Annotated in this window: 22 protein-coding genes; 13 read left to right on the top strand and 9 right to left on the bottom strand. The window is 27.3% G+C overall.

Annotation, left to right across the window (positions count from 1 at the left end; all coding sequences use genetic code 11):
- The first annotated feature begins 86 nt into the window (after positions 1-86).
- From hisG to hisIE, 8 genes are read left to right on the top strand one after another with little or no spacing between them, the layout of a single operon-like run.
- Positions 87-944: an ATP phosphoribosyltransferase gene (gene hisG / locus BLBBGE_RS02140; protein WP_012840955.1), complete on the top strand. Its 858-nt coding sequence runs from the start codon at positions 87-89 to the stop codon at positions 942-944.
- A 6-nt stretch (positions 945-950) separates the two neighbouring features.
- Complete coding sequence (gene hisD / locus BLBBGE_RS02145; protein ID WP_012840956.1) at positions 951-2,258, top strand: histidinol dehydrogenase; 1,308 nt, start codon at positions 951-953, stop codon at positions 2,256-2,258.
- Positions 2,251-3,366 (top strand): histidinol-phosphate transaminase, encoded by a 1,116-nt coding sequence (gene hisC, locus BLBBGE_RS02150; RefSeq protein ID WP_149030175.1) that lies wholly within the window; start codon positions 2,251-2,253, stop codon positions 3,364-3,366. The genes hisD and hisC overlap by 8 nt, the downstream gene beginning before the upstream one ends.
- Entirely contained in the window at positions 3,366-4,532 is a 1,167-nt protein-coding gene (hisB, locus tag BLBBGE_RS02155) for a bifunctional histidinol-phosphatase/imidazoleglycerol-phosphate dehydratase HisB (RefSeq protein ID WP_012840958.1), read from the top strand. Before hisC ends, hisB begins: the two co-directional genes overlap by 1 nt.
- A gap of 20 nt (positions 4,533-4,552) precedes the next feature.
- Complete coding sequence (gene hisH / locus BLBBGE_RS02160; protein WP_012840959.1) at positions 4,553-5,143, top strand: imidazole glycerol phosphate synthase subunit HisH; 591 nt, start codon at positions 4,553-4,555, stop codon at positions 5,141-5,143.
- A gap of 16 nt (positions 5,144-5,159) precedes the next feature.
- A complete protein-coding gene (hisA, locus tag BLBBGE_RS02165) occupies positions 5,160-5,894 on the top strand; it encodes a 1-(5-phosphoribosyl)-5-[(5-phosphoribosylamino)methylideneamino]imidazole-4-carboxamide isomerase (protein ID WP_012840960.1) in 735 nt (244 codons plus the stop codon).
- 2 nt (positions 5,895-5,896) lie between these two features.
- Entirely contained in the window at positions 5,897-6,658 is a 762-nt protein-coding gene (gene hisF, locus BLBBGE_RS02170) for an imidazole glycerol phosphate synthase subunit HisF (RefSeq protein ID WP_012840961.1), read from the top strand.
- Positions 6,659-6,660: 2 nt separating this feature from the next.
- Entirely contained in the window at positions 6,661-7,278 is a 618-nt protein-coding gene (hisIE, locus tag BLBBGE_RS02175; protein ID WP_012840962.1) for a bifunctional phosphoribosyl-AMP cyclohydrolase/phosphoribosyl-ATP diphosphatase HisIE, read from the top strand.
- On the opposite strand, the gene BLBBGE_RS02180 is transcribed toward hisIE, so the two are convergent.
- The 3 genes from BLBBGE_RS02180 to rsmA are packed head-to-tail and all read right to left on the bottom strand — an operon-like array spanning position 7,279 to position 9,523.
- Positions 7,279-7,884, bottom strand: a complete 606-nt coding sequence (locus BLBBGE_RS02180) for a 7-carboxy-7-deazaguanine synthase QueE (protein ID WP_012840963.1) — start codon at positions 7,882-7,884, stop codon at positions 7,279-7,281.
- A complete protein-coding gene (locus tag BLBBGE_RS02185; RefSeq protein ID WP_012840964.1) occupies positions 7,881-8,753 on the bottom strand; it encodes a bifunctional 5,10-methylenetetrahydrofolate dehydrogenase/5,10-methenyltetrahydrofolate cyclohydrolase in 873 nt (290 codons plus the stop codon). Before BLBBGE_RS02185 ends, BLBBGE_RS02180 begins: the two co-directional genes overlap by 4 nt.
- Positions 8,750-9,523 carry a 16S rRNA (adenine(1518)-N(6)/adenine(1519)-N(6))-dimethyltransferase RsmA gene (rsmA, locus tag BLBBGE_RS02190; protein WP_041936775.1) on the bottom strand — a complete coding sequence of 258 codons (774 nt, stop codon included), beginning with the start codon at positions 9,521-9,523 and terminating at the stop codon, positions 8,750-8,752. The genes BLBBGE_RS02185 and rsmA overlap by 4 nt, the downstream gene beginning before the upstream one ends.
- Before the next feature lie 76 nt (positions 9,524-9,599).
- Between rsmA and serS the strand changes: the two genes are divergently transcribed.
- Both serS and metF read left to right on the top strand, forming a co-directional pair.
- On the top strand, positions 9,600-10,865 hold the full coding sequence (gene serS, locus BLBBGE_RS02195) for a serine--tRNA ligase (protein WP_041936777.1): 1,266 nt from the start codon (positions 9,600-9,602) through the stop codon (positions 10,863-10,865).
- Positions 10,866-10,882: 17 nt separating this feature from the next.
- Positions 10,883-11,845 (top strand): methylenetetrahydrofolate reductase [NAD(P)H], encoded by a 963-nt coding sequence (metF, locus tag BLBBGE_RS02200; protein WP_012840967.1) that lies wholly within the window; start codon positions 10,883-10,885, stop codon positions 11,843-11,845.
- A 5-nt stretch (positions 11,846-11,850) separates the two neighbouring features.
- Here metF and BLBBGE_RS02205 read toward each other — a convergent pair whose 3' ends face one another.
- Together BLBBGE_RS02205 and BLBBGE_RS02210 are read right to left on the bottom strand one after the other, a co-directional pair.
- The gene (locus tag BLBBGE_RS02205) at positions 11,851-12,828 is read right to left on the bottom strand and encodes a pyruvate dehydrogenase complex E1 component subunit beta (protein WP_012840968.1); all 978 of its coding nucleotides are present in this window, start codon (positions 12,826-12,828) and stop codon (positions 11,851-11,853) included.
- A 27-nt stretch (positions 12,829-12,855) separates the two neighbouring features.
- Positions 12,856-13,572 carry a hypothetical protein gene (locus tag BLBBGE_RS02210; protein WP_012840969.1) on the bottom strand — a complete coding sequence of 239 codons (717 nt, stop codon included), beginning with the start codon at positions 13,570-13,572 and terminating at the stop codon, positions 12,856-12,858.
- A 172-nt stretch (positions 13,573-13,744) separates the two neighbouring features.
- Here BLBBGE_RS02210 and BLBBGE_RS02215 point away from each other — a divergent pair, with 172 nt between their 5' ends.
- Positions 13,745-14,389, top strand: a complete 645-nt coding sequence (locus tag BLBBGE_RS02215; protein ID WP_041936782.1) for a bifunctional nuclease family protein — start codon at positions 13,745-13,747, stop codon at positions 14,387-14,389.
- A gap of 5 nt (positions 14,390-14,394) precedes the next feature.
- Here the strand turns inward: BLBBGE_RS02215 and BLBBGE_RS02220 are convergent, their stop codons facing one another.
- Positions 14,395-14,904, bottom strand: a complete 510-nt coding sequence (locus tag BLBBGE_RS02220; RefSeq protein ID WP_041936709.1) for a dihydrofolate reductase — start codon at positions 14,902-14,904, stop codon at positions 14,395-14,397.
- A gap of 33 nt (positions 14,905-14,937) precedes the next feature.
- On the opposite strand from BLBBGE_RS02220, the gene BLBBGE_RS02225 reads away from it, so the two are divergent.
- Positions 14,938-17,589, top strand: a complete 2,652-nt coding sequence (locus tag BLBBGE_RS02225; protein WP_012840972.1) for a valine--tRNA ligase — start codon at positions 14,938-14,940, stop codon at positions 17,587-17,589.
- A gap of 16 nt (positions 17,590-17,605) precedes the next feature.
- On the opposite strand, the gene BLBBGE_RS02230 is transcribed toward BLBBGE_RS02225, so the two are convergent.
- The 3 genes from BLBBGE_RS02230 to ndk are packed head-to-tail and all read right to left on the bottom strand — an operon-like array spanning position 17,606 to position 19,415.
- Positions 17,606-18,331: a TPM domain-containing protein gene (locus BLBBGE_RS02230; RefSeq protein WP_041936784.1), complete on the bottom strand. Its 726-nt coding sequence runs from the start codon at positions 18,329-18,331 to the stop codon at positions 17,606-17,608.
- A gap of 29 nt (positions 18,332-18,360) precedes the next feature.
- A complete protein-coding gene (locus tag BLBBGE_RS02235) occupies positions 18,361-18,963 on the bottom strand; it encodes a LemA family protein (RefSeq protein WP_012840974.1) in 603 nt (200 codons plus the stop codon).
- A complete protein-coding gene (gene ndk / locus BLBBGE_RS02240; RefSeq protein WP_012840975.1) occupies positions 18,960-19,415 on the bottom strand; it encodes a nucleoside-diphosphate kinase in 456 nt (151 codons plus the stop codon). Before ndk ends, BLBBGE_RS02235 begins: the two co-directional genes overlap by 4 nt.
- An 87-nt stretch (positions 19,416-19,502) precedes the next feature.
- Between ndk and BLBBGE_RS02245 the strand changes: the two genes are divergently transcribed.
- The gene (locus BLBBGE_RS02245; RefSeq protein ID WP_012840976.1) at positions 19,503-21,956 is read left to right on the top strand and encodes a thiamine pyrophosphate-dependent enzyme; all 2,454 of its coding nucleotides are present in this window, start codon (positions 19,503-19,505) and stop codon (positions 21,954-21,956) included.
- Positions 21,957-22,016: the final 60 nt, after the last annotated feature.

Here is a 22,016-nt window from a genome sequence, read left to right on the forward strand (position 1 = left end):
CAAAATAGTTTTTATATTTGCCGTGATGCATTAATTTAATCTACTATAAAAAGCTTACTCTTGTAAGCTTTTGTTATTTTTTCCTTATGGATAAACTAAAAATTGCTATTCAAAAATCAGGTCGTCTTTATGAAGACTCTATCAAGTTGCTGAAAGATTGCAGCATTGAAGTTAATATTGGTATAGATAAATTAAAAACAACGGCTCTTAATTTTCCGTTAGAAATTCTTTTTTTAAGAGATGATGATATTCCTCAATATTTAGAAGATGGAGTAGCTGATATAGGAATTGTAGGAAAAAATGTTCTTTTGGAGAAAAGAAAGAAAATCAAAATAAAAGAAACTTTAGGTTTTGGGAAATGTAGACTTTCTATAGCGGTTCCTAAATCGTTAGTTTATAATAACATAAATGATTTAAATGGAAAAAGAATTGCAACAAGTTATCCTTTCTTAGTTAGGGAGTTTTTCAAAAAAAGATATATTCATGCAGAAATTCACGAAATTTCTGGAGCTGTAGAAATTGCTCCTGGAATAGGTTTAGCAGATTGTATTTGCGATTTAGTCAGTAGTGGATCTACACTTTTTATGAATGGGCTTAAAGAAGTAGAAACAGTTCTTCAATCTGAAGCCGTATTGGCTTCACATCTACATTTAGGTTCTCCACAAAACATAATTATGGATAAATTATTATTTAGAATTAGAGCTGTAAAAAAAGCAAAAAATAATAAATATATTCTATTAAATGTTCATAATGAACGATTAGAAAAAATAATATCTTATCTTCCAGGGATTAAAAGTCCAGTAGTTCTTCCTCTAGCAAATTCAGAATGTAGTTCTGTTCATTCCGTTGTCAATGAGAATGATTTTTGGGGAATAATAGAAAACTTAAAAGCACTTGGAGCTCAAGATATATTAGTACTTCCAATAGAAAAAATTATACTATAAACAAATATGGATAATATGATTCAAGTGTATATTCATCCTACATACAAAACATGTCAATCTATTTTGAATAGGTCTTCGGAAAAAATTTCTCACCTAACGGATTTAGTTCTTTCCATCATAAATAATGTAAAAAATAATGGGGACACAGCCGTAAAAACTTATACAAGAAAATATGATCATGTTGATATCAAACATATTCAAGTAACAGAAGAAGATTTTCAAAAAGCAAACATGAAAGTTTCAAGTCATTTAAGAAAATCTATAGAGATAGCATATAAAAATATCGAATGTTTTCACAAAAAACAAATACATGAAGAATCAAAAATAGAAGTTTCAACAGGAGTTTTTTGTTGGAGAAAATCTGTTCCAATAGAAAAAGTGGGTTTTTATATTCCTGGTGGATCCGCACCTTTATTGTCCACTGTCTTAATGTTAGGAGTTCCAGGAAAATTGGCAGGATGCAAAAATATTGTTTTATGTAGTCCCCCCAATAAGAATGGAGAGATTCATCCATCCGTTCTATACACAGCTAAATATGTTGGAATTAATCAAATCTATAAAGTAGGAGGAGTTCAGGCTATTGCTGCTATGGCTTATGGAACAGAGAGTATTCCTTCCGTATACAAAATATTTGGTCCCGGAAATTGTTATGTGACAATAGCTAAGCAAATTGTATCCCAAAAAGGAATTGTATCTATAGATATGCCTGCAGGGCCTTCAGAAGTTGTTATTATGGCTGATGATGAAGCGAATCCAAAATATGTAGCCTCCGATTTACTTTCTCAATCTGAACATGATCCAGAAAGTTATATTCTTTTAGTTACTATAAATAATAAATCTTGGATAGAAAAAGTCAAAGAAGAATTAAAAAAACAATTTTATCATCTTTCTAAAAAAAAGATATTATTGAAAATCTTTAGAAAAAGTAAAATAGTTGTTTTTTCCTCTTTAGAAGAATGTATGAATTTTATCAATCAAGTAGCCCCTGAACATCTCATTATTAATTGTAATAATGTTTCTTATTGGAGTGAAAAAGTGATTAATGCTGGATCTGTTTTTTTAGGAAATTATTCTCCAGTCAGTATTGGGGATTATGCTTCCGGAACCAACCATGTATTGCCCACATATGGTTATGCAAAATCTTACAGTGGAGTATCTGTAGATAGTTTTGTTAAAAAAATAACTTTTCAAAAAATATCCAAGAAAGGATTGCAAAATTTATCGGAATGTGTAAATGTTTTATCTTCCGAAGAAGGATTAATTGCTCATAAAAAATCCATTGATATTCGATTAAAAAATGAATTTCATGAATAGTAGTAGTAGAAAAAATAAAAATTATTCCAATTTTGATTTGGACTCTCTAATCAGAGAGAATATTTTCAAAGTGGATCCTTATATATCCGCAAGAACAGAACATGATAAAGAAAAAGATTCTATTTTCTTAGATGCTAATGAAAATTCTTTTGGACCACCTTTATCTTTTTTGAATTCTTATAACAGATATCCAGATCCTTTACAGAAAGAATTGAAGAAAAAAATATCTGATTTAAAAAATATTTCTCCATATAAAATATTTTTGGGGAATGGGAGCGACGAAATCATTGATTTGATTTATCGTATTTTTTCTCGTCCAGAAATAGATCATGCCATAATTTTTCCTCCTACTTATGGAATGTATGAAGTTAGTGGAAAAATTCATGGAGTAGACATCGTAAAAATTTCTCTAACAGAGGAGGAATATCAATTAAATTTAGAAAAAATAGAAAAATCCGTTAATCAGAATAGCAAAATTATTTTTATTTGTTCTCCAAACAATCCTACAGGAAACGATATAAAAAGAAAAGACATTGAATTTATCACAAAAAAATTTACAGGAATTGTTGTTTTAGATGAAGCTTATATTGATTTTTCGGATCAAAAATCCTTATCCATGGAAATTGATAAATATCCCAATTTAATTATTCTACAAACACTTTCTAAATCTTGGGGGTTAGCGGGGTTAAGAATAGGGATGGCTTTTGCTTCTGAATCCATTATTCAATGGATGAATAAAATCAAACATCCATATAATATAAGTCTTCATTCTCAAGAAATTTCCATTAAAGCTCTTGAAAATAGAGATTTATTTTTTTATCATTTAAAAAATATTCTTTCAGAAAGAAAATATATGATAGAATCATTAAATAAAATTCCTATTATACAAAAAGTATATCCTAGCTCTGCTAATTTTTTGTTAGTAAAAATTAATTTTTCTTCAAAAAATCTTTATCAATATTTAATCGAAAAGAAAATTGTTGTTAGGGATCGTTCAAAAATTGTTTTATGCAATAATTGTTTAAGAATTACGATAGGAACTCACGAGGAAAATGAGTATTTAATAGATCAAATAAAAAAATACTCCATTCAAAAAATCAAAATGTAATGAAAAAAATATTGTTCATTGATAGAGATGGAACTATTATACGAGAAAATCCTCCTACATATCAAATTGATTCTATTGAAAAAATCAGTTTTTATCCAAAGGTTATATTTTTTTTGTCAAAAATAGTAGAAGAATTGAATTATGATTTAGTAATGGTTACCAATCAAGATGGTTTAGGAACAGAGAAATTTCCTGAAAAAATATTTTGGCCTGTTCATAATCATATTTTAAATGTTTTAAGGACAGAAGGAATTAATTTTTCTTCCATTCATATAGATAAAACGTTTCCAGAAGAAAAATCTTCTACGAGAAAACCTGAAATAGGAATGCTTACTTCTTATTTACAATCTGATTTATACAACATTTCTAAATCTTTTGTTATTGGAGATCGATTAAATGATGTTTTTTTAGCTAAAAATTTGGGATGTAAATCTATATGGATTAAAGAAAATCATCATTATAAAAATCTAACAAAAGAAGAAAAAGATTATTATTCAACTATAGAGGAAAAAGATTTAAAAAAAATAATATCCTTAAAAACGGATAATTGGGAGGATATTTATGAATATTTATTGTCTATTAGCACCAAAAGATTGGTCCACCAACGGACAACATTAGAAACCAATGTCAAAATTTCTATTTTTTTAAATGGAAAAGGAAGAGCTCACATTCAAACAGGACTTGGATTTTTTGATCATCTTTTACAACAAATAGCATTTCACAGTTCTATAGATCTAAATATTCAAACAAAAGGAGACCTTTATGTAGACGAACATCATACTATAGAAGATACAGGGATTGCTTTAGGAGAAATTTTTGATCAAGCTTTAGGAAATAAGAAAGGAATAGAACGTTATGGATTCTATTTGATCCCTATGGATGATAGTTTATCTACAGTAGCATTAGATATTGGAGGAAGAAGTCAATTGGTATGGAAAACAAGATTTTTTAGAGAAAAAATAGGAAAAGTTCCTACAGAGATGTTTTATCATTTTTTTAAATCTTTTTCTTTATCTGCAAAATGCAATCTGTATATTCATGCTACAGGAAAAAATGAACATCATAAAATAGAATCTATTTTTAAATGCTTTGCAAAAGCCCTTAAAATGGCAATAAGAAAAAATTATTCGAATAATAAAATACCTAGTTCAAAAGGACTATTGTAAAAATCTTTGAATGAAAAATTATGAAAACAATTATCATAAAATATCCTGCAGGAAATGTCCAGTCGGTTCTTTTTTCTCTAGAAAGGATAGGAGTACAAGCCTTAGTAACAGATTCTAAGGAATCTATTCAAAATGCGGAAAAAGTTATTTTACCAGGAGTAGGAGAAGCTAATTGTGCTATGAAATATTTAAAAGAAAAAAAATTGGATATCCTTTTATCTGAATTAGAACAACCTGTATTGGGAATATGTTTGGGAATGCAATTACTTTGTAAATATTCAGAAGAAAGTAGTACTACATGTATAGGAATTTTTGATTTATTGGTTAAAAAATTTGAATCAAAAGATAAAAATGATAAAATTCCTCAAATAGGTTGGAATACGATTCATAACCTGAAAGGTCCTTTATTTGAAAAAATTCCAGATGGAAGTTATCAATATTTTGTTCATAGTTATTATGCTCCTTTGGGAAAATACACAACAGCAAAAACAGAATATATAGTTTCTTATAGTGCCGCATTACAAAAAAATAATTTTTATGCTGTACAATTTCATCCAGAAAAATCTTCTTATGTAGGACATAAAATACTAGAAAATTTTATCCGATTATAAAAAAAAATGGTTAACGATGAATATTATAGTAGCTATAGATTTAATTGATGGAAAATGCGTTCGTTTAGTACAAGGTGATTTTAAAAAGAAAAAAATTTATAATCATGATCCCCTAGAAGTTGCTTTTTTATTGGAAAATCATGGAATATCCAGAATTCATCTAGTAGATTTAGATGGAGCAAAAAGAGGAAAAGTAGTACACTGGAAAATTTTAGAAAAAATAGCAAAACAAACACGTTTAATTATAGATTTTGGAGGAGGAATTCATACAGAAGAGGATGTACGTGCTGTATTTGAAAATGGAGCTCATATAGTTACTGTAGGAAGTGTTGCTGTTAAAAAACCCACTCTTTTAAAAGAATGGGTTCATATTTATGGAAATGATAAAATTCTATTAGGAGTAGATGTTAAAAATAACAAAATCGCAACTCATGGATGGACAGAATTCTTTGATATTCCATTTTTTGATTTTTTAGAAGAAAAAAATAATGATGGAATACGAAAAATTTTTTGTACAGATATCTCTAAAGATGGAATTCTATCTGGCCCTTCTTTTTCTTTATACAAGAAAATTATTCAAAGATTTCCAAATATTGAATTTATAGCAAGTGGAGGGATTAGAAATTTAGAAGATATAGATAAATTATTCAATTTAGGTTGTAGAGGAGTCATTATTGGAAAAGCTATATATGAAAATAAAATATCATTATCAGAACTTAGAAATTGGCAAGAAAAGAATAATAACAATTAAATATGTTAGCTAAACGTATTATACCTTGTTTAGATATTAAAAATGGAAGAACAGTAAAAGGTGTTAATTTTCAACATTTAAAAGATGCTGGAGATCCTATCCAATTAGTTTGTTGGTATACAAAACAAGGCGCAGATGAATTAATATTTTTGGATATTACAGCTACAAATGAAAAACGTCAGACTTTAACTAGCTTAGTAAGAGATATTTCTAGTCATATTAATATTCCTTTTACAGTTGGAGGAGGAATTCGAGAAGAAGAGGATGTGGAATTATTATTAAATGCGGGTGCAGATAAAATATCTATTAACACTGCAGCTTTTAAAAAGCCAAATCTTTTAGAGATTCTTTCTAAAAGATTTGGAAGTCAATGTATTGTATTGGCAATTGATACCAAGTATGATTCCAATGAATGGTGGGTTTATTTAAATGGAGGAAGAATTCCCACTCAAACAAAAACACTAGATTGGGCAAAAGAAGCAGCTAATAGAGGGGCAGGAGAAATATTATTAACTTCAATGAATCATGATGGAACTAAAAATGGATTTGCTTTAGATATTACTAAAAAAATATCCGAAAGCATTTCTATTCCTGTTATTGCTTCAGGTGGAGCTGGTAAATTAGAAGATTTTTATGAAATTTTTAAAATTGGAAAAGCAGATGCCGCTTTAGCTGCTAGCATATTTCATTATAAAGAAATAGAAATTCCAAAACTCAAATGTTATTTGAACCGTTTTCATATTCCTGTAAGAACTACAATGTGATTATGAATAAAAAATATTTTAGAAAAACAACAATCGATTTAAAAAGAGATTTGATTCCTGTGATTATTCAAGATGCAAAAACAGATAAGGTTTTAATGCTAGGTTATATGAATCAAGAAGCCTATCAAAAAAGTGTTCATGAAAAAAAAGTTACTTTTTACAGCAGATCTAAAAAAAGATTGTGGACTAAAGGAGAAATCAGCAAAAACTATCTATTTATTAAAGACATATTAATGGATTGTGATGAAGATACTTTATTGATTAAAGCAGAACCTGCAGGTCCTATTTGTCATAAAGGAACAGATACTTGTTGGAAAGAAGTTAACAAAAAGAATTTTTTATTTTATTTGGAAGATTTAATTTCCAGTAGAATTCATCAACAGAAAAAAAATTCTTATATATTTCAATTATCAAAAAAAGGAATTAACAAAATATCTCAAAAATTAGGAGAAGAAGCTGTAGAACTTATTATTGAATCCAAAGACAATAATAAAAATTTATTTTTAAATGAATCTGCAGATTTACTTTTTCATTATCTGATTCTTTTACATGAAAAAGGTTTTTCTATACAAGATGTTATCAATATTTTGGAAGAAAGACACTCAAAATACGAATCATGATCAAGGAATATTTAGCATTTTATGAATTTGAAGAGATATTCTCCATTTTGGATTTTCTTTTATGTAAGAAATTATTTTTGGAAAAATTGTAACAAAGTTAGTCCATTCAGGTTGTAAAAATAAAAAACAATTAGTGGTTTTTACATGAATAGCTTGTTCTTCTGCAAAAAGAAAATCTTTTTCATTAGAAATAATAATTTTTAATTCGTTAGTTTTTTTATAATTTTCTTCTAAAGGAAGTTTTATTTTTTTAGGAGAAACTGTAATCCAGTCCATATATTTTTCTTCTATAGGGTAGGTTCCTGAAGTTTCAACATGAATTCTGTATCCTTTTTTTTTAAGAATTTTGGTTAAATGATATAAGTTCCACATCATGGGTTCACCTCCAGTGATTACAATATTTTTTACTGTATAATTACTAATATGATTAATAATCTCATGAATTGGAATAAAATCCTTTTTCTTAATTTTCCAGCTTTCTTTAGTATCGCACCAGTCACATTTGATATTACATCCTTCAAAACGAATAAAAAATGCAGCCATTCCATAGTAAAAACCTTCTCCTTGAATAGAATAAAAAGATTCTTTAATGGGAAAACTTATCATTTATTTTTTCTATTTAATGCAGCGATTAAAGTATTTTTTAATAACATAACACGGGTCATAGGACCTACTCCTCCTGGAACAGGTGTAAGATAAGAAGCTTTTCCATATACACTATGAAAATCAACATCTCCTAGTATTTTTTTTTCGTTTTTTATACTATTTATTCCTACATCTATAATGATAGCTCCTTTTTTAATCATGTTTCCTTTAAGAAACTCTGGGATACCCACTGCCACTATAATTATATCAGCCTGTTTTGTGTAATGTTCTATATTTGGAGTATGACTATGAGTTAGTGTTACTGTACTATTTCCTAAATGACTTTTCCCACTCATTAAAATACTAATAGGGCTTCCAACTATCCTGCTTCTTCCAATTACTACAGTGTGTTTTCCAGATATATTAATTTGATTTCTTTCCAAAAGAGTTAATATCCCTAATGCAGTTGCAGGAAAGAAAGCTTTCATATTTAAAGCCATTTTTCCAAAATTTTCAGGATGAAATCCATCTACATCTTTTTTTGGATTGATAGATAAAATTATTTTATCCTGATTGATATGTTTTTCAAGAGGTAATTGTACAATAAAACCATCTATTAATGGATTTTGATTCATTTTATTAATTTCTTCCAATAATCTATTTTCTAAACATCCTACTGGTAAATGAACTAAAGAAGATTTGATCCCGATATTTTTACACTCTTTTATTTTGCTATTTACATATGTAATACTAGATTGATCGTTTCCTGTTAATATAATTCCAAGATGTGGAACACGTTTTTTTTGATTTAGTATATTTTTTTCTATTTCCTTGGAAATTTCTTTTCTAATTTCTATTGCTAATTGATTTCCATTTAATAATTTAGTCATCTCCTAATTTCTATTTCTTTTGTTAATTGAAGGAATTCTTGTACAGATAATTCTTCTGCTCTTTTATTTAAAAATGGTATTTTATAAAAATTTGGAATATGGTTAAATAATTGTAGAGAATTTTTTAATTTTTTTCTTCTTTGATTGAAAGCAGTTTTTACACATTTAAATAATAAATCCTTGTTACAAGAAAGAATTTCATTTTTTTTTCTTAAAGAAAGAACTGCCGATTTTACATTCGGAATAGGAAAAAAAACTTGCGGATTAACAGTAAAAAGATATTTAACCTCATAAAATGTTTGAACCAAAACTGATAAAATCCCATAATTTTTTTTACCTTCATGAGATGCAATCCGTTTTGCTACTTCTTTTTGAAACATTCCAATACATTCCGGAATGTATTGATTATATTTCAGTATATGAAATAAAATTTGAGAAGAAATGCTGTAAGGAAAATTCCCAATAATTGCAAAATTTTGCAAATGAATTTCTTCAGGACTCCATTTTAAGAAATCTTTATGAATAATTCTATTTTTAGAAATAGAAAATTTATTTCTTAAGAAAGAAATTAATTCTCTATCAATTTCTATTAAAAAAACTTGATTTTGATGATGTTTTAATAAATATTGAGTCAAAATTCCTAATCCAGGACCTATTTCTACTACCGTATCATAATTTAGGAAAGAAAGATTTTTTACAATTTTTTTTGCTATATTTTTATCTTTTAAAAAATATTGATCAAATTTTTTTCTAAAAATAGACTTATGCATTTGCATTGTGCAAATATAGAAAATATTATTTGTATCTTGCATAAGAATGTATGGTAAACAGGATTTTAGTTTTTCTATGCTTAGAACCTCTTTTATACGAAAAAATAGAGAAAAAGTTTTATTAGGATTAAAAAAACGAAACTTTAAAGAAGAGTACCTGATAGATGAGATATTAATTTTAGATGAAAAAAAAAAAATAGCTCAAAATGTACTTAATAAAATATTAGAAAAAGAAAATTCAATATCTAAAAAGATAGGTCAAATTATAAATTTGGGTAAAAATTTTGAAATAGAATCTTTAAAAGAAAAATCTACTTTTTTAAAAAAAGAGAAAAAAAATGTTAATGTTAAATTTAATAAAATTGTTCAAGCTTTAGAAGAAAAATTAAATCAAATTCCTAATATTCCTGATGAAAAAGTGAAAAATCATTTCGAAAAAAACGATATTCTTTTTCAAGAAGGGGAAATTCATTGTCATATTGAAAATCCTATTCCACACTGGGAATTATCCAAAAAGTTTTGTTTATTGGATTCAAATTTAGGAACAAAAATATGTGGGCCTGGTTTTTCCGTTTATATGGAAAAAGGAGCCAAATTACAAAGAAGTTTAATTAGATATTTTTTAGATAAAAATATACAAGCTTTGTATAAAGAATATAGTTTACCTTATCTGATAAATAAAGAATCTGGATATGCTACAGGACAAATTCCAGATAAAGAAAATCAAATGTATTTCATAGAAAAAGATAATCTTTATTTAATTCCTACTGGAGAAGTTCCTATTATGAATTGTTACAGAGATAAAATATTTACATATGCAGATCTTCCTGTTAAGGCAACTACTTATACTTCTTGTTTTAGAAGAGAAGCAGGGTCTTATGGATCTAAAGTTAGGGGGTTGAATAGATTGCATCAATTTGAAAAAGTGGAAATTATTCAAATTACTACACAAGATTCTTCCTATTTTTCTTTAGAAGAAATGATTCTACATGTCAAAAATATTTTAAAATCTTTAGATTTACCCTTTCGTCTTATTCGTTTGAATGGGCCAGATCTTGGATTTTCTTCTGCTATAACTTATGATTTTGAGGTTTATTCTATAGCACAAAAAAAATGGTTAGAAGTCAGTTCCATATCTAATTGTTTAGATTTTCAATCTAATAGATTAAATTTAAGATACAAAACAATTACAGGTAATATAAAGTCCTGTCATACTCTTAATGGAAGTGCTTTAGCTTTACCACGGATTATGGCTACCTTATTAGAAAATCATCAAACTGAAAATCAAATCAATATACCTAAGGTATTAGTTCCTTATACTGGATTTGATCGTATCAAGTAAAAATTTTTTAATGAATTATGAAAGTGATTGAGCATATATCTAAAGCAAAAAAAACTTTATTTTCCTTTGAAATTTTACCTCCTTTAAGAGGACATGATATTAAAGACATTTTTTCTACTTTGGATCCTTTAATGGAATTCAATCCTCCTTTTATTGATGTTACTTATCATAGAGAAGAATTTATTTATGTAGAAAAAGAAAATGGACTCTTGCAGAGAAGAAAGATTTCTAGACGTCCCGGTACTGTAGGGATTTGTGCAGCTATTATGAACAAATATGGAGTGGATGCCGTCCCTCATTTGATTTGTGGTGGATTTAATAAACAAATGACCGAAAACGCTTTAATAGATCTAAATTTTTTGGGAATAGATAATGTTTTAGTTTTAAGAGGAGATCCTTTGAAATCTGAAAAGGATTTTATTGCAAAAAAAGATGGACACAAGTATGCAGTAGAACTTGTTGAACAGGTTAAAGATTTGAATAGAGGAAAATATCTTGACAAAACTTTTGTTGAGCGAAAAGAATCACCATTATTTGACTTTTGTATTGGAGTAGCAGGATATCCAGAAAAACACTTAGAAGCTCCAAACATTGAGAGTGATTTATTTTTTTTGAAAAAAAAAGTAGAATCAGGAGCTGATTATATTGTGACTCAAATGTTTTTTGACAATAAAAAATATTTTTCTTTTGTTAAAAAATGTAGATCAGAAGGGATTTCTGTTCCCATTATACCTGGAATTAAACCAATTTCTTCTAAAAAACAGTTGAATAGCCTTCCTTCTCATTTTTATTTAAATATTCCTAACGAATTAGTGAAGGAAGTAGAAAAAGCGAAAGATAAAAAAATTATATCTCATATTGGAATTGAGTGGGCGATTCATCAATCCAAAGAATTAAAAAATTTTGGGGTAGAAGTAATCCACTATTACACTATGGATAGACCAGAAAATATTTACAAAATTATTCAAGCTATTTATTAAATACTTTATAAGTAAAGAGTTTCTTTTATGGCATTTATTATCTTTTCTTCATTCGGATACCAAGCTTTGATTAAATTAGGAGCATAAGGAGCTGGAGTGTCTAATAAAGTAATTCTATTAATAGGGGCGTCAAGATAATCGAATGCTTTTTTTTGTATAAAAAACGAAATTTCAGAAGAAACGGATGAAAAGGGCCATGATTCTTCCAAAATAACTAGTCTGTTGGTTTTTTTCACAGAAAAAAGTATAGATTCATAATCTAAAGGTCGTATAGTACGAATGTCTATAACTTCTACACTAATATTTTCTTTATCTAATTGATTTGCTACATTTAAAGCCATTTTCATAATTTTTCCAAAAGAAACTAAACTGATATCAGTTCCTTCTTTTTTTATATCTGCTTTTCCAATAGGAAGAATATATTCTTCTTCTGGAATCATCATTTTATCTCCATACATTTGTTCAGATTCCATAAAAATAACTGGATTATCATCTCTTATTGCAGATTTTAAAAGTCCTTTTGCATCATAAGGATTGCATGGAATTACTACTTTTAATCCAGGACAACTCGCATACCAACTTTCAAAAGATTGAGAATGTGTAGCTCCTAATTGTCCAGCAGAACCAGTAGGCCCTCTGAATACGATAGGAAGATTCCATTGTCCTCCACTCATATAACGTATTTTTGCGGCATTGTTAATGATTTGATCCATAGCTACTAAGGAAAAATTAAAAGTCATAAACTCAATAATGGGTCTACATCCATTCATGGCAGAACCTACACCTATTCCAGAAAAACCTAATTCGGATATCGGAGTATCAATAACTCTTTTTGGTCCAAATTCCTCTAACATTCCTTTAGAGGCTTTATAAGCTCCATTGTATTGAGCGACTTCTTCTCCCATGAGATAAACAGAATAATCTCTTCTCATTTCTTCACTCATAGCTTCTGCTATAACTTCACGAAAAGTCTTTTCTTTCATATAGTATAGGTATCAGTTTTTCATTTGTCAGAATATAGAAAAAAAACAACGGAAAAGAAAGAAAAATCTTTCTTTTCCGTTAAGAATAAAATATCTAGTTTTTTTTAGATTTTTCTTTTTGTTTTTTTTAAAAAATCTTCTTGTTTTTTTTGTCAAAGCCATTTTTTCATTTTTGGCCTCTGTTATTGATTTTGTCAATTTGTTCAAAAGTATATTTTTATCCTTTAGTATTTTTAATCTTTCTTTTCCTAATTTTTTTTGATCTTCAAAATCTTTTTGAGCTTCAATTTGTTCTTTTGTTCCTACTTCCTTGGATCTCATTATCTTTTTTCTTCTTATCACTTCATTCAATATTTCCTTTTGAATTTCTACCATTTGATAATATTCATCATAATGTTTTTCAGTTTCTTTTTCTAATTTTTGAATTTTATCTCCTATTTCTTTGATTTGTACAGATAAATCTTCAGGATCTATGTATGAAGGATCATTTACAGGAGATTCAGAATTTGAAGGGGATTTGGTAGTATCAGGATTTGTTGTAGATTCTATAGTAGAATTCGGATCAGAAGAAGAAGAAGTTAGGGTGGTAGGCGGGGGGTCAGGAATAGAAGGAGTTTCTACAGTAGGAGTCTTATTTACATCAGAATCTTCTTTTCCAACTGAAGTTGCCTCATCATTGCAGGAAAAAATAAATCCTAATGCGAGAAAAATTGTTGGAATTAGAAATTTCACAGAAGTATTCATAATAAAAAAATTTAAATATTGTTAATAAATATATAAAAAAATTATTACATATAATAAGAATTTTATATATATTATCGTTAATAACAAAAAATAGAAAAAAACAAAAAATATCCTTTTAAATTTAGGATATTTGGTTGCAATGGCAAGTTTATTATATAATTTAAATTTTCCTATGGATCAATTCATTAGATTAGCTATACGGGGAATATCCTTGAGTCAAATACAATCTGGGATATATGTTTTATTACTTGAAGAAGAATCTGGAAGAATCAAACTTCCTATTATCATAGAAAGTTTACAAGCTCAATCTATTGCTTCTGCTTTAGGAAAAAGAGATCCATCTAGATCTTTTACGCATGATTTATTTCTTACTTTCGCAAAAGTATTTCATATTAGATTAAAAGCAGTTGTAATATATAAACTAGTAAATGGAATATTTTTTTCTTATATTTTGTTCGAAGGAGAAGAAGAAGAAGGAGAAGGAGGTAAAATAGATAAAAAAGAACATAAAATCGATTCAAAAACATCAGATGCTGTAGCTTTGGCTGTTAGATTTCAAGCACCTATTTATACAACAAGAGAAATATTTGATAAAGCTGGTATTTATTTTGAAAATGGGTTTCCTATTGATAAAGAAAATGAAACCTCTGAAACAGGAATAGAAAATAGTGGTTTTCTTTTTTTTAAAGAAAAAAGTCAACAAGATTTGGAAAAAATGACTGAAAGAGATCTCAATGCTCTTTTAAATCATGCAGTAATCAATGAATGTTATGAACTGGCAGCACGAATTAAGAAAGAATTAGATAGAAGAGAATAGAGTGATTATTTTTTTTTTTCGAATCTGATAAAGCTATAATTATATAAATGAGTTTTGTCTTTTTTATAAAAAAATTCGTATATCTTTTTCCATTTATTTGCTTCTATTTTTGGGAATTTTGCATCTCCATAAAATTTTCTGTGAACTAATGTCAATTCTATTGAATGTGCTTTTTCAATGAAAGAAGCATATATTTTTTCTCCTCCTATAACAAATATTCTTTCATATTTTAAATTATCTATTTGTTTTACAGATGATAAAATTTTTATTTTCTTTGTTATATGTTTTGAGTGAAATGATTTTATGAAGTTTATTTTATTTCTAGTTAATATAATGTTTGTTCTTTTTGGAAGTATTTTTCCAATAGATTCGAAAGTTTTTCTTCCCATTAATATTGTTTCCCCCATAGTTAAATTTTTAAAACGTTTTAAATCATTAGGCAAGTGCCACATAAGTTGATTGTTTTTTCCTATAAATCCGTTTTTTGAAACAGCTACAATCAAAATAATTTTCATCATTATTTCAATTTTTTTTATATTTTTAAATTTATGGATATTTCAATCAAATATGATCCAAAATCAGTAGAGAAAAAAAGATATCATTATTGGATGAAAGGAAATTATTTTTCATCTTATCCAGATGATAGAATTCCTTATACCATAGTTATGCCTCCTCCAAATATCACAGGAGTTCTTCATATAGGACATATGTTGAATAATACTATTCAGGATGTTTTGATTAGATATGCCAGAATGAAAGGATATAATGCTTGTTGGATTCCGGGGACAGATCATGCATCAATAGCAACAGAAGCTAAAGTGGTTGATCAATTAAAAAAACAAGGATTCTCCAAATCTTTTTTGGGAAGAGATAAATTTTTGAATTATGTTCTTGAATGGGCCAAAAAACATAAAAATATTATTTTTGATCAACTTAAAAAGTTGGGTTGTTCATGTGATTGGAAACGTACTCAATTTACTATGAATCAAAAGTTATCCAAATCTGTATCAAAAATTTTTATAGATTTGTATGAACATGGATATATCTATAGAGATTATCATGTTGTGAATTGGGATCCAGAAGCTAAAACGACTCTTTCTGATGAAGAAGTTGTTTATAAAGAACGTATTGGTCAACTTTATTATTTGAAATACCAAATAAAAGGAGAAAAAAATTATGTGACAGTAGCAACAACTCGTCCTGAAACAATATTTGGAGATACAGCTCTTTGTTTTCATCCATCCGATTCACGTTATTTTCATTTAACAGGAAAATATGCCAAAGTCCCAATAATCAATAAATATATTCCTATTATACAAGATTCGTATGTAGACAAAGATTTTGGAACAGGATGTTTAAAGATTACTCCAGCTCATGATATACATGATAAAAATATAGCTGATAAATACAAATTAGACATAATTGATATTTTTAATGAAGATGCTACTTTAAATGAAAAAGGTCTTCATTATAAAGGAATGAATCGTTTTGAAGTAAGAAAAAAAATTATTGAAGAATTAAAACAATTGGGATTCTTAGTCAGAATAGAAAAATATAATCACAAAATAGGTTTTTCGGAAAGAACTTTATCAATAGTAGAACAAAGATTATCTCTTCAATGGTTTTTGAAAATGAAAGAGATATCTCTTCCTGCTATAGAAGCAGTAAAAAATGGAGATATTCAATTTTATCCAAAAAAGTTGAATAAAATTTATTTTCAATGGATGAATCAAATTCGTGATTGGAATATATCTAGACAATTATGGTGGGGTCATCGTCTTCCTGTCTATTATTATGGGAACAAAACTAATGATTTTGTGGTTGCAGAAAGTTTAGAACAAGCATTGAAAAAAGCAAGAAAAAAAAGTAATAATTCATATTTAAGTTATGATGAAATATGGCAAGATCCAGATGTTTTAGATACTTGGTTTTCTTCTTGGTTATTTCCATTATCTGTTTTTGATGGAATTTGTCATCCTCATAATCATGAAATCTGTTATTACTATCCTACTGAAGATATAGTTACAGGGTCGGATATATTGTTTTTTTGGGTAGCACGTATGATTATAGCAGGTTTATTTTTTCAAAAAAAAAAACCCTTCAAAAGAGTTTTTTTTACCGGAATTATTAGAGATTCTAAAAATCAAAAAATATCAAAATCATTAAATAATTCTCCGGATCCTATGGATTTAATGAATCAATATGGAGCAGATGCAGTCCGTATGGGTCTTATGTTGAAAACTAGTGCTGGACAAGATTTTCATTTTGATGAAAAAATATGTTTACAAGGAAGAAACTTTTCCAACAAAATATGGAATGCTTTTCGTCTAATTAAAAGTTGGAAAATGCAAGAAAATAAAGAGATCCCTGATTCTTCACTAATTGCTATTAAATGGTTAAAAAATCGTTTTTATTATGTTTTGGAAATTTTTGAAAAACATTTTCAAGAATATAGATTGGATGAATCATTAATGGTTTTGTATAAGTTTATTTGGTATGATTTCTGTTCTTATTTTCTTGAAATTATTAAACCTATTCATGGAAATAGATGTATTTCAAAAATAGAATATTTAAGCAGTGTTAAGTTTTTTGAAAACATATTGAAATTATTACATCCATATATGCCTTTTCTATCAGAAGAAATTTGGAATCTTATTGAAAAAAGAAAACCAGAAGAAGCATTAATTATTTCTTCTTGGCCTGAAAAAAAATACTATGATTATGAAATGTTAGTTTCTTTCGAAAAAGTTACTCAAATAATATCTAAAATACGTAACATTAGAAATCAATGTCATATTTCTTATCAAAAGAGTTTTGTATTGTTTGCTATGAGAAAGAAAGAAAAAGAAGAAAAAGAATATGATTCTATCATATTAAAATTGGCTAATTTATCAGAAATTGTTTCTATATTGGAAAAACCTAAAAATACACCGTTATTTTCTTTTTTTTTAAATACAGATCAATTTTTTTTATCCTTAACAGACGAAAGTCATAATTCTAGTCATGTGGATATTATGAGTATTGAAAAAAAAATTCAATATTTTCAGAATTTATTATCTTCAATTCAAAAAAATTTATCTAATGATAAGTATGTAACTTCAGTTCCAGAAAATATCCTTTCAAAGGAAAGAAAAAAAGAAAGTGATACATTGAAAAAAATATACCAACTCGAAAAGTATTTGGAATCTTTAAAAAAATAAAATAAAAACAATGGAATTACCAATTTCCACTACCTCCTCCTCCTCCAAAATGTCCACCTCCTCCAAATCCATCAAAATTGTCTTCATTTTCATGATTTTTTTTATTTATGAATAAAAAATCTGTCAAAAATAAAGTATTTAATAACGAAGAATCGATTCTTTTGTTTTTAGAAAGTAAAAAAAACATAATAAGAAAAGCGCTCATACAAAGTAAAAGATTCCATACAGGAAAAACTTTCTTTTTTTGATCTTTATAATATTGATTTTTAAGAACTTGAAAAATTTCCTGAATACAAGAATCTATAGCTTGATAATAGTGATGATCTTTCAATATAGGTTTAACTTTTTTTATAATTTTTGTAGTTAAAAAATCGGTCAAATAAGGTTCTATTCCATATCCATTTTGAATAGATATTTTTCTATCATTGATAGATAATAATATGACAATTCCATTGTTTTTATGCGAACTTCCAATTTTCCATTTTTCTCCCCACTTATAAGCTAAAAAATTTGGATCTTCTCCGCGAAGATCTTGAATGATAGAAACTAAAATTTCTGTTGATGTAATTTTAGAGTATGAAATAAGTTTTTGATTTAATTTTTCTATCTGTTTTTTAGATAAGACTCCTGCATAATCCTGTACAGGATATATTTTTTGGGTAGATTCAGGTATATTAAATTGTCCTTTTGCTAGGTTTATAGAAAAGAAAATTAAAATGATGAATTGAATAATTTTTATCATGATTTTTGAATTGTCTTTCAATTCTTATCTTATTTAGAAAAATCTACAACAGGAGATTTTTCTGATCCTATTTGAGATTGAAAATATCCTTTTTCTTGAAATTGAGAAAAAAAGTTTGATATGATAATTTTTGGAAATTGATTTCTATAAGTATTAAAAGAATTTACTTGATCATTAAATCGGTTTCTTTCTACATTGATACGATTTTCTGTTCCCTCTAATTGATTTTGTAACTCATAAAAGTTTTTTGTAGATTTTAGATTTGGATAGTTTTCCACTACTAGAAGCAATCTACTAACAGTATCATTTAAATTTTCTTGTGCTTTTTGAAATTTATTGATTTGATTTTGATTTAGATCATTTGGATTGATATAAATAGAAGTAGCTTTTGCTCTAGCTTCTATGACTTGTATTAATGTATTTTTTTCAAAATTGGAAGATCCTTTTACTGTATTCACTAAATTTGGAATCAGATCGTATCGACGTTGATAAACATTTTCCACTTGACCCCATTGTGTTTTTATATTTTCGTTTAGTTTTACTAGATGATTGTATACATTGACTACCCATAATCCAGTCATAGATATCAAAATCAAAATAGAGAAAATAGCTATTAGAAATTTTTTTTTCATAAAAAATTTTTATCTTTTTTTGAGAAAATTTCTCTACTGGGGAAAAAAAACTGACATTCTTTAAAAGCATTTTGATTGCTATCCGATCCATGGATAGCGTTTTTTTCTAAGGAAGTAGCATATCTATGTCGTATAGTCCCTTTTTCAGCATTGATTGGATTTGTATCTCCTATTAAAATTCTAAAATCTTTGACGGCATTTTCTTTTTCCAAAAGAATAGATACTATTGGTCCAGAAGACATAAATTTCACTAAAGATTCGAAAAAATATTTTTCTTTATGTTCTTCATAAAATCTTATGGCTGAATTTTTAGAAAGTTCTGTCATTTTAAGTGCTATGATGTCAAATCCTGCACTAACTATTTGAGATAAAATAGATGAGCAATGTCCTTTTTTAACCGCATCCGGTTTGATAATAGAAAGAGTGATTTTTCCAAACATATGATAAATCATAGTTTTTATTGAATAGATAAACACATAAAATTAAATAAAGAAATTCATAAATGAAAATTCCTGTATTTTCATTTAAAAAAAGAATTTATGAATTACAACAATAATAAAAAACATAATAATGATGAGAAAATCTCTTTTGATTCATTTAGTAAAATGGTTTTGAATGATTATAAATTGGCTAGAATTAGTCGTGAGACCAGTATTTTAGGACGAAAAGAAGTTTTAAATGGAAGAGCTAAGTTTGGTATATTTGGTGATGGGAAAGAAATTCCTCAATTAGCCATGGCAAAAGTTTTTAGAAATGGAGATTTTAGATCTGGATATTATCGGGATCAAACATTTATGATGGCTATTGGAGCTTTAACTGTAAGAAGTTTTTTTTCACAATTATATGCTCATTCAGATTTAGAAGCTGAACCGGTTTCGTCTGGAAGAATGATGACCGCACATTTTGGAACACGCTTTTTAAATCATGATGGAACTTGGAAAAATCTTATTCATAAAAAAAATTCTAGTGCAGATATTTCTTCTACAGCAGCTCAAATGCCTAGATTATTAGGATTAGCTCAGGCATCTAAAATTTATAAAAAACTTAAAAATTTAAAAGAAACACATAAAATGTTTTCTCATAATGGAAATGAAGTAGCATTTGGAACTATTGGGAATGCTAGTATTTCGGAAGGATTATTTTGGGAAACTTTAAATGCTGCTTCAGTATTGCAAATACCTATGATTCTATCTATTTGGGATGATGAATATGGAATTTCTGTACCTAATAAATACCAATTTTCCAAACAAAATATTAGTGATCTTTTATCTGGGTTTCATAGAAATAAAAAAGAAAAAGGGATAGAAATTCTTAGTGTTAATGGATCCGATTATATGAATCTTACAAAAACATATGTTCGTGCAAATCAAATAGCTCGTTATGAACATGTTCCAGTTATTATTCATGTCACACATTTAACTCAACCGCAAGGGCATTCTACTTCTTCTTCACATGAAAGATATAAATCAAAAGAACGTTTGAAATGGGAATTAAATAACGATGGAATCAAAAAATTTAGAAATTGGATTTTGAATTTTAAGTTCAATACAACAAATCAATTCCAAAATTTAGCCAATGTTTGTTATTTAGATCAAATAGATATAGAAGCTAAAGAGTATGTGAAAAATGAACAAAAAAAAGCTTGGGAAGCGTTTCAAAAACCAATTCTTAAAATTAAAAATGAAGCTGTAAACATTTTGCAAAGAATGCAAAGTACTTATCCTAATTCTAATAAAAAATGGATTAATGAATATGTTAAAAAGTATATTCAAGAATTACATGATACAACTAAAAATTTTATCACAAAAAAATCAATCTTTCGTATTACACGAAAAATTTTATATCTACTATCTGAAGTAAAATCAGATTCAAAATATTATCTGATAGAATGGATAAAAAAAAAATATGACCAAGAACAAGAAAATTATTCTTCTCATTTATATAGTATTTCTGATAAATCTTCTGTAAATATTACAGAAGTTTTTCCCGTATATAATAATAATAATTTTGAAGTAGATGGAAGAATTGTATTGAGAGAAAATTTTGATAAATTATTAGAATTATATCCTGATCTTTTAATATTTGGAGAAGATGTAGGGAAAATAGGAGATGTGAATCAAGGATTAGAGGGCTTACAAAAAAAATATGGAAAAACTCGCATTTTTGATACGGGAATACGTGAATCTACTATTCTTGGTCAGGGAATAGGTCTTGCTATGCGAGGTCTTAGACCTATAGTTGAAATTCAATATTTAGATTATATTTTATATGCTTTACAAATCATGAGTGATGATCTTGCTTGTTTGCAATATAGAACAAAAGGAGGACAAAAAGCTCCTGTCATTATTAGAACTAGAGGACATCGTTTGGAAGGGATATGGCATTCAGGCTCTCCTATGGGAGGTATTATTAATTATTTAAGAGGAATTTTAGTTTTGGTTCCAAGAAACATGGTAAAAGCTGCTGGTTTTTATAATACTTTATTATCTGGAGATGATCCTGCTTTGGTTATTGAATGTCTAAATGGATATAGAATCAAAGAAAAACTACCGGAAAATTTAGGCTTTTTTAGAACTCCTATTGGAATAGTGGAAAGAACAAGAAAAGGAAAAGATATAACCATAGTGACTTATGGTTCTACATGGAGAATTGTAAATGAAGCATCCGAAGAATTATCTAAAATTAATATAGACTCTGAAGTTATTGATATTCAATCTTTATTACCTTTTGATTTACAAAAAGACATTGTAAAAAGTTTACAAAAAACCAACAGACTATTAATCATAGATGAAGATGTTCCAGGTGGAGCTTCTGCTTATATTTTACAAAAAATATTAGAAGAACAAAATGGATATTATTATTTAGATAGTCCTCCTGTTACGATTACTGCTAAAGAACATCGTCCTCCTTATGGATCAGATGGGGATTATTTTTCAAAACCTTCTGTTGAAAACATTGTAGAAGAAGTATTAAAAATAATGCATGATAGTTAAAAAATTAACTGTTTTATTAAAAATTTTTATTAAAACATGTTATATTTGTTTTCATTAATT

Origin of the sequence: Blattabacterium sp. (Blattella germanica) str. Bge (assembly GCF_000022605.2) — a bacterium.
GTDB lineage: Bacteria > Bacteroidota > Bacteroidia > Flavobacteriales > Blattabacteriaceae > Blattabacterium.

Bases quoted from the DNA above. Each gene is read 5' to 3' on its own strand.
- BLBBGE_RS02235 (WP_012840974.1), bottom strand. From the start codon at position 18,963: ATGAAAAAAAAATTTCTAATAGCTATTTTCTCTATTTTGATTTTGATA.
- hisD (WP_012840956.1), top strand. From the start codon at position 951: ATGGATAATATGATTCAAGTGTATATTCATCCTACATACAAAACATGT.
- BLBBGE_RS02220 (WP_041936709.1), bottom strand. From the start codon at position 14,904: ATGAAAATTATTTTGATTGTAGCTGTTTCAAAAAACGGATTTATAGGA.
- hisA (WP_012840960.1), top strand. From the start codon at position 5,160: ATGAATATTATAGTAGCTATAGATTTAATTGATGGAAAATGCGTTCGT.
- hisF (WP_012840961.1), top strand. From the start codon at position 5,897: ATGTTAGCTAAACGTATTATACCTTGTTTAGATATTAAAAATGGAAGA.
- hisH (WP_012840959.1), top strand. From the start codon at position 4,553: ATGAAAACAATTATCATAAAATATCCTGCAGGAAATGTCCAGTCGGTT.
- BLBBGE_RS02245 (WP_012840976.1), top strand. From the start codon at position 19,503: ATGAATTACAACAATAATAAAAAACATAATAATGATGAGAAAATCTCT.
- BLBBGE_RS02185 (WP_012840964.1), bottom strand. From the start codon at position 8,753: ATGACTAAATTATTAAATGGAAATCAATTAGCAATAGAAATTAGAAAA.
- BLBBGE_RS02225 (WP_012840972.1), top strand. From the start codon at position 14,938: ATGGATATTTCAATCAAATATGATCCAAAATCAGTAGAGAAAAAAAGA.
- BLBBGE_RS02230 (WP_041936784.1), bottom strand. From the start codon at position 18,331: ATGATAAAAATTATTCAATTCATCATTTTAATTTTCTTTTCTATAAAC.
- hisG (WP_012840955.1), top strand. From the start codon at position 87: ATGGATAAACTAAAAATTGCTATTCAAAAATCAGGTCGTCTTTATGAA.
- ndk (WP_012840975.1), bottom strand. From the start codon at position 19,415: ATGATTTATCATATGTTTGGAAAAATCACTCTTTCTATTATCAAACCG.
- hisIE (WP_012840962.1), top strand. From the start codon at position 6,661: ATGAATAAAAAATATTTTAGAAAAACAACAATCGATTTAAAAAGAGAT.
- BLBBGE_RS02180 (WP_012840963.1), bottom strand. From the start codon at position 7,884: ATGATAAGTTTTCCCATTAAAGAATCTTTTTATTCTATTCAAGGAGAA.
- BLBBGE_RS02210 (WP_012840969.1), bottom strand. From the start codon at position 13,572: ATGAATACTTCTGTGAAATTTCTAATTCCAACAATTTTTCTCGCATTA.
- hisC (WP_149030175.1), top strand. From the start codon at position 2,251: ATGAATAGTAGTAGTAGAAAAAATAAAAATTATTCCAATTTTGATTTG.
- BLBBGE_RS02215 (WP_041936782.1), top strand. From the start codon at position 13,745: ATGGATCAATTCATTAGATTAGCTATACGGGGAATATCCTTGAGTCAA.
- metF (WP_012840967.1), top strand. From the start codon at position 10,883: ATGAAAGTGATTGAGCATATATCTAAAGCAAAAAAAACTTTATTTTCC.
- hisB (WP_012840958.1), top strand. From the start codon at position 3,366: ATGAAAAAAATATTGTTCATTGATAGAGATGGAACTATTATACGAGAA.
- BLBBGE_RS02205 (WP_012840968.1), bottom strand. From the start codon at position 12,828: ATGAAAGAAAAGACTTTTCGTGAAGTTATAGCAGAAGCTATGAGTGAA.
- rsmA (WP_041936775.1), bottom strand. From the start codon at position 9,523: ATGCATAAGTCTATTTTTAGAAAAAAATTTGATCAATATTTTTTAAAA.
- serS (WP_041936777.1), top strand. From the start codon at position 9,600: ATGCTTAGAACCTCTTTTATACGAAAAAATAGAGAAAAAGTTTTATTA.